The organism is Stenotrophomonas sp. YJH_SMC_43, assembly GCF_059372535.1.
This window is the reverse complement of sequence record NZ_JCAFVQ010000004.1, coordinates 391,427-398,525: the sequence shown is the minus strand read 5'-3', so window position 1 is coordinate 398,525 and position 7,099 is coordinate 391,427. Positions and strand designations below refer to the sequence as shown.

Sequence of the window (7,099 nt, the reverse complement as noted above, 5' to 3'; positions counted from 1 at the left end):
GTATCGCTTGCTTTAAAACAATTAATAGTTGCTTGATCAAACGTCTGCAAGATGGACAATCATCCTTCCTGCAGGCGCCTTCACAAGATACCTGCGCATACTTTCAAAGATCCGGGGAAGTGGCCTCAGCGCCGTTCCCGTATGCTGCGAAGTTTCCTTCGTAGCGAGCCGCCCATTATAGCCGGCTTTTCCGTTTCGTCAACACCTTTTTTCAAGGCCGTCTCACCGGGGTGGACGTTGTTGCCGATGCTGCTTCGTCGTTGGACCCGATGGTCTTTCGTCGTTGCGAGCCGCCTATTATGCCGGACTTTTCGAGTCCGTCAACACCTTCGTTCGATCATCTCGTTCGTCGGTGGTGGCGTTGCTGTTTGCGTGCCGTTTCCGAAGAAGCGGTGCGCTGCAGCAAGGGAGCGAATTCTAGAGATCCTGCAGATTTCGTCAAGCGCTTTTTTGCATGGTGATGACAGAAGCACCGCGACATCAGGCATGGCGTACGCTCGAAGATCGCTGCGGCGTTGCCCGCGCGTTGCGCGGTCAACGCCGCAACCGCTATCAATGCATGGATGCACACAGGAGAGACGGCAATGAACATGCAGGTGCGGCAAGCATGGTGGCGCGACCTTTCAGTACCGGCCCTCGTTGCCGGCTTCATTACTGTGCTGGTTGGCTTCGCCAGTTCGGCCGTCATCGTGTTCCAGGCTGCACAAGCCGTCGGTGCCAACCAGGCACAGATCGCCTCATGGATGTGGGCACTGGGACTGGGCATGGGTGTCACCTGCATCGGGCTGTCGCTGCGCTATCGCGTGCCGGTGGTGACCGCGTGGTCGACACCGGGCGCGGCAATGCTGGTGGTCGGTGCCGGTGGCGCCTCGCTCGCTGAAGCCACCGGTGCATTCCTGCTCGCCGCGGTGCTGGGCATGCTGGCAGGCTTCTCCGGCATCTTCGCCCGATTGATGCAGCGGGTGCCGATGGCGCTGGCCGCCGGCATGCTGGCCGGCGTCCTGCTGCGCTTCGGTCTGGACGTGTTCGTGGCCATGAACACCCAGCTGGTGCTGGCGCTGGCGATGTTTGCCACCTGGCTGGCCGGACGCCGCCTGTTCCCGCGCTATGCGGTCATCGCCACCCTGCTGGTCGGCATCGCGGTCGCGGCCAGCCGTGGCCTGCTGCACGCACAGCAGGTACAGCTGCAACTGGCGGTACCGCAATGGGTGACCCCATCCTTGTCCTGGACGGCGGTGGCCGGCATCGCCCTGCCCCTGTTCGTGGTCACCATGGCCTCGCAGAACATTCCGGGCGTGGCGGTGATGCGGGCCTCCGGCTACGACGCCCCGGTGTCGCCGCTGATCGGCTGGATCGGTGTGGTCAATACGCTGCTGGCACCATTCGGGGCGTACGCGCTGAACCTGGCGGCAATCACCGCGGCGATCTGCATGGGTCGCGATGCGCATGAGGACCCGGCACGACGCTATACCGCCGCCATGGCGGCAGGTGCCTTCTACATCGTCATCGGACTATTCGGTGCCACCGTGGCCGCGCTGTTCGCTGCGTTCCCGAAGGAGCTGGTGGCCTGCGTGGCCGGTATTGCGCTGTTCGGCACCATCGCCAACAGCCTGGCCAGTGCGCTGGCGGTGGAGCGGGACCGCGAGGCGGCACTGGTCACCTTCCTGGTCACCGCCTCGGGCGTTTCACTGGCCGGCATCGGCTCGGCGTTCTGGGGCCTGGTGGCCGGTGCGCTGTGCCTGCTGGTGCTGCGGCCCCGTCAGGGCCGCTGACCTGTCCTACCCCGCCAGTGCGGCGCCGACGGTGCTCAACACCACCGAGATGACGATGGCGGCCAGTGTGGCGACCACGCTGGTGCCGCCGCGTGCGGTCAGCTCGCTGCGCAGCCGTGCGTCATCGCCGCCGCTGACGGCACGGGCTTGGGCGATCAGGCGTTGGCAGTGTGCCAGGTACCAGGTGTTGCCAAAGGTGCCGGTGGTGACGCTGAGCGCGATGGTGATGACCAGCGACACGCCTTCGGGCACATCCAGCAAGGTCTCCACCACGCTGATCAGCAGCAGCAGGCCGACCCACATTGCCGCCAGGCGGTACATCCTGCGGTACATCATCCAGATCGGGCCGAGCAGGAAGGCCGGCCAGTGCCAGGTTCCACTGGCGGTGGCAATGCCCTGATCCAGCCGCCAGCGCTGGCGATAGATCGGGAAGTTGCCGCCGACCACGCTGGCGTACAAGGCCATCTCGCCCTCCAGCCCCGCGGCGGCAGCCGTATCCGGTGCAGCGGCGGGGGCTCGATACGGATCGGACGGATCGCCGACACTTGGCGCAACGACCTCAACCGGTGGGGCTGTGTCGATATCCGGAGCCGGCGCCATCTCGATGGGCGTTGAATCCTGTTCCAGCTCCGCCAAGGGGCGCCACGAGGGCATGCCTTCGCGCCACAGCAGCGTGCGTGCCGTCACCGTGCCATCCTGCTGCAGGCGACGCAGGGCGGCCAGGTCCACCGGTCCTTCGCTCTGCCTGCTGTTGGCGTACCACCACTGTGCGTCCTGCATGAAAACATCCTTGCTGCGTTGATTCGTTACCGGGTTACCGGTGTCCACGGTGCCGCGGACAATGTCTGTGACAGCACATGGCTGCCACCCGGCGGCAGGGTCACCACGTCGGGTCCGGCGTTGGCCGCTTCCAGGCAGACGTAGTCGCGCCAGCCCTCACCCACATCTGCCATCTTCGCTGCAGCCTCGGCACCGGGATTCCACGCCACCAGCGAGCGGCTTCCTTCCGTACGGATGTCGATGCGGCGTTTCAGCACCGGATCACGCAGGACATAGTGACCCTTGGCCTGCGTGTAGATGCGGTCGCTGCGCCCGGGATCACGGGGATCGCGCAACGTCCAGGCGCCCTGCTGCCGACGCGGCGTCGCATAGTTCTCGAACTTGTCCAGATAGTCCAGTCCGTCCACGCCGTCCACATCCACCGCGCTGGCATCACCCACGCGGAAATAGTTGTGCAGCGCCTGGGTGATGCTGGCAGGGGAACTGCCGACGTTCTCGGTGATCAGTCGCTGGGTCAACTGGCGGCCTACACGCACAGTCATCCTCAATCGCAGGTCCAGGCTCTGCAGCACCGGGGGTGCCAGCGTGAGCTCGATGCTGCCGTCGTCCAAGCGACGGGCCTGTTGCAGTTCCCACGGCACGGTACGGACGAAACCGTGGGCGGGCACGTCGTTGCCCTGGCCTTGGCGGCCGAAGTACGGCCAGCAGACGGGGCTGCCTCCGCGGATCGGCGTGGGCAGTTCGGCGCGCCGGGGGGACAGCCACATCAGATCCGGCTGGCCCTTGGGCACGAAGGAAAGCAGCTGGCCGCCAAACACACTGATGGCCGCGCTGGCGTCGCCGGTTTCCACCAGCCAGGCATCGAGCCCCTGGTACTGCCCGCTGCGTACACCCTGGATCTGCTGCACGTGGGATCGACTCCGTATGGCCGGCGATTGCACGGCACTGTAGTTGCTGGGAAGCATGAAACGCGTGGGCACCGGTGCAGTGCGCGGCGCGTTCTGCAGAGTGCGAAGGATACGCTGTCCCGCGCGCCCATCTGCGTTGGCCCAGCCCAGGCGCTGCTGCTCGACCTGGATAGCGCGACGCGTGGCCGTACCGATCATGCCGTCGGCGGTGCCGATATCGTGGCCGCGGGCCAGCAGCAGCGTCTGCAGCTGGCGGCGCTCATCACGGCCGATGCCGGGATCGTCGGTCGGCCAGGCGGTGGCCAGCCCGGTACCGCCACGCAGCTGGTCGGCCAGCGTGGCGATCGCCAGCGCGTAGCTTTCGGCGGCGTTGTAGCTGTAGATCGCGTCGTAGTTGCGGAACACCAGCAGCGCCGGGCCCTTGCTGCCGGCCGGCAACAGCAGGGCGGCACGCGCATCGGCCGGGAGATTGGCCGGGGCCAGCACGCTCCCATCCAGCGCGGTCACGCCCTGCGCGCGCCAGTCAGCCAGGGCCCGACGTTGGGTACGCCCCGCCTGGCCGGCATTGAAACCCGCCGGGATCCGCACTTCCATGCCCCACGGCTCGCCGCTGCGCCAGCCGGCGCGCTTGAGGTAGTTGGCGGTGGAGGCCAGTGCATCGGGAATGCTGCCGACCAGGTCGCGGCGGCCATCGCCATCACCATCCACGGCGATGCGTGCATAGGTGCTGGGCATGAACTGCGTGTGCCCGAAGGCACCGGCCCAGGAACCGGTAAGCCCCTGCGCCTGCAGGTCGCCGCGGTCGATCAGCTTGAGCAGGGCCAGCAGCTCACCGCGGAAGAAGGGCTGGCGGCGGCCGGCACAGGACAGCGTAGCCAATGACTGCAGCAGCGGGCGCTTGCCGAACACGCGGCCGTAGTCGCTCTCCACGCCCCAGACCGCGACGATGGTGGCCGGATCGACGCCGTACTGCGCCGACACGCGATCGAGCAGGTCGCGGTGCTGCTGCAGCAGGGCGCGCCCATCGTCCACGCGCTGGCGATCGACCAACGCGGCCAGGTAGTCCCAGATCGGCGTGGTGAATTCGGGCTGTGCGTCGAGCAGGCCGAGCACGCTGGGGTCGGGCGAGACGCCGGCGGTGATCTCATTGAAGCGGTCGGGACTGATGCCTTGTGTCGCAGCAGTGGCCTGCAGGCCCGACAGGCAGCGGCTGAACGCCGGATCGATGCCGGCGGCAGGCGCGGCAGGCGCTGTCGGTGCCGAGGCAAGAGCGGCCGCCAGGCCGAGCGTGGTCAGAATGGGCATGGCGTCCTCCGTGTTGCCGTTGCAGGGCCATCTTAGGCGGAGCGTCGCCATCGAACCTGAAGCGGCGCCGGCTGCCGGCGCCTATATGCCGCGCAACAGGCGCAGGCCATAGGCCGGGCCTTCAGCATCCCAGCGCTGCATGACCTGCAGGCCAGCGGGCTGCAGCAGCGCTTCGAAGCTGTCGTCGGTGTACTTGTGGCTGTATTCGACGCGGATCGGTTCGTTGGCCTCGAAATGGAAGGTGCGGCCATCCAGATGGACGTCCTGTGCCCGCTGGCTGACCAGATCGGTCTCGATGCGCAGCCGCGCGACGCTGTAGCGGGCACGATGACGGAAGCCATCGAGATCGAAGTCGCTGCCGATCTCGCGGTTGAGGCGCGCCAGCAGGTTGAGGGTGAATGCGGCGGTGAGGCCCTGCGCGTCGTTGTAGGCCGCCTCGATCAGGGCCGGGTCCTTGTGCAGATCGATCCCGACCAGGGCCAGGCCGTCGCGCCCCATCGTCTGGCGCATCGCCCGCAGCAGGGCGACGGCGTCTTCGCCTTCAAAGTTGCCCAGCGTGGAACCGGGGAAGAACAGCAGTCGTCGCGCGGGCTCGCGTTCGGGCAGGGGCACGGCCACGGGATGGGTGAAGTCGGCACAGACCGGCAGCATCTCCACCTCGGGCAGCGCCGGTGCCAGATGGTCGATGCTGGACAGCAGCGCGGCGCGCGAGATCTCGATCGGGGTGTAGGCCACGGGGTTCTGCAGCGCGGCCAGCAGCAGCGCGGTCTTGCGTCCGCTGCCGCTGCCCAGCTCCACCACGTGCAGGCGCGGGCCAGCGGTGCGGGCGATGTCCGGCAGCACGCGCGCCAGCAGGGCCAGCTCGGTGCGCGTGGGGTAGTACTCGGGGGTCTGCGTGATCTGCTCGAACAGGCGCGAGCCGCGTGCATCGTAGAAGTATTTGGACGGCAGCTGGCGGGGCGTGCGCGACAACCCGGCCACCACGTCGGTGAGGACCTGCTGGCGGCCGGGGGTGAGATCGGTCAACGCCTGCAGCGCATCCTGCACCGTACTCATGCGAGGTCCCTGGCCAGACGCAGCCCGGAGAACTGCCAGCGCGCCGGTGGCATGAAGAAGTTGCGGTAGCTGGCGCGCACATGGCCGCGGGGCGTCACGCAGCTGCCGCCGCGCAGTACCCATTGCCCGCACATGAACTTGCCGTTGTATTCACCGAGGTTGCCGGCGAAGGGGCGGAAGCCCGGGTAGGCGCCATACGCGCTGTGGGTCCATTCCCATACATCGCCGAACAGCTGCCGCAGTCCACGGCCCTGCGCTGCCTGCGGGTGCAGCCGATCATCATCGGCGAAATGGCCGCGCAGCGGCTGCAACGCGGCAGCGGCCTCCCACTCGAACTCGCTGGGCAGGCGCGCGCCGGCCCAGCGGGCGAAGGCGTCGGCCTCGTAGTAGCTGAGGTGGCAGACCGGCGCGTGCGGATCCAGTCCGCGCCAACCGCCCAGGGTGTACTCGCGCTGCAGGGCGTCATCCCAGTACAGCGGATGCCGCCAGTCCTCGGCTTCACGCATTGCCCAGCCTTCACTGAGCCACCAGCGCGGCTCGCGGTAGCCGCCGGCGTCGATGAAGGCGCGGTACTCGGCATTGCTGACGGGACGCTCAGCGAGCGCATGCGCGGGGAGCAGCACGCGATGCGCCGGCGATTCGTTGTCGTAGGCGAAGGCGGCGTGCTGCGGCCAGGCTGCGGCACCGACGGTGACGATGCGCTCGGGTGATTCGATCCAGCCCTGCGCACTGGCAGCGCTGGCGGCAGGCTGCAGGTCCTCGCGGTAGGCGGGCTGCAACGGGTTGCACCAGAACGCATGCTTGATGTCGGTGAGCAGCAGTTCCTGGTGCTGCTGTTCGTGCTGCAGGCCCAACTGCAGATGCTGCAGTGCCTGCTCATCAAGGTCGCCTGCCGCCAGCCGCGATTGCACCTGTGCATCGACCTGCTGGCGGTAGTCGCGCACCTGCTGCAGCGATGGCCGCGACAGCAGCCCACGCTGCGGCCGGGCATGCGCCGGCCCGATGCTCTTGTAGTAGCTGTTGAACAGGTAATCCCAGGCCGGGTCATGCGCCGGTGCAGCGGTGAAACCCGCCAGCACGAAGCGTTCGAAGAACCAGGTGGTGTGGGCCAGGTGCCATTTGCTCGGGCTGGCATCGGCCATGCTCTGCAGCATGGCGTCCTCGGCGCTGAGCGGCGCGGCCAGTTGCATGCTGCGCGCACGCACCCGTGCGAACTGGTGGGCGAGATCGTGCTGCGGGGCAGCGACGGCGGCGGGTACGCTGTCCATGTGGGCAGCA

General features: G+C 67.4%; 4 protein-coding genes and 1 pseudogene. 1 reads left to right on the top strand and 4 read right to left on the bottom strand.

Annotated features, from left to right (window positions below; all coding sequences use genetic code 11):
• Window positions 1–584 precede the first annotated feature (584 nt).
• On the top strand, window positions 585–1,772 hold the full coding sequence (locus AC5QAH_RS18770) for a benzoate/H(+) symporter BenE family transporter (RefSeq protein ID WP_010487529.1): 1,188 nt from the start codon (window positions 585–587) through the stop codon (window positions 1,770–1,772).
• A gap of 6 nt (window positions 1,773–1,778) precedes the next feature.
• Here the strand turns inward: AC5QAH_RS18770 and AC5QAH_RS18765 are convergent, their stop codons facing one another.
• The 4 genes and pseudogenes from AC5QAH_RS18765 to egtB all read right to left on the bottom strand — a co-directional run bounded on the left by AC5QAH_RS18765 (window position 1,779) and on the right by egtB (window position 7,089).
• On the bottom strand, window positions 1,779–2,552 hold the full coding sequence (locus tag AC5QAH_RS18765) for a DUF2628 domain-containing protein (protein WP_043403041.1): 774 nt from the start codon (window positions 2,550–2,552) through the stop codon (window positions 1,779–1,781).
• A gap of 26 nt (window positions 2,553–2,578) precedes the next feature.
• A pseudogene (locus tag AC5QAH_RS18760) lies at window positions 2,579–4,684 on the bottom strand (lytic murein transglycosylase); the annotation flags it as partial.
• Window positions 4,685–4,846: 162 nt separating this feature from the next.
• Entirely contained in the window at window positions 4,847–5,821 is a 975-nt protein-coding gene (gene egtD / locus AC5QAH_RS18755) for an L-histidine N(alpha)-methyltransferase (protein ID WP_495232493.1), read from the bottom strand.
• A complete protein-coding gene (gene egtB, locus AC5QAH_RS18750) occupies window positions 5,818–7,089 on the bottom strand; it encodes an ergothioneine biosynthesis protein EgtB (RefSeq protein WP_341925698.1) in 1,272 nt (423 codons plus the stop codon). Before egtB ends, egtD begins: the two co-directional genes overlap by 4 nt.
• Window positions 7,090–7,099: the final 10 nt, after the last annotated feature.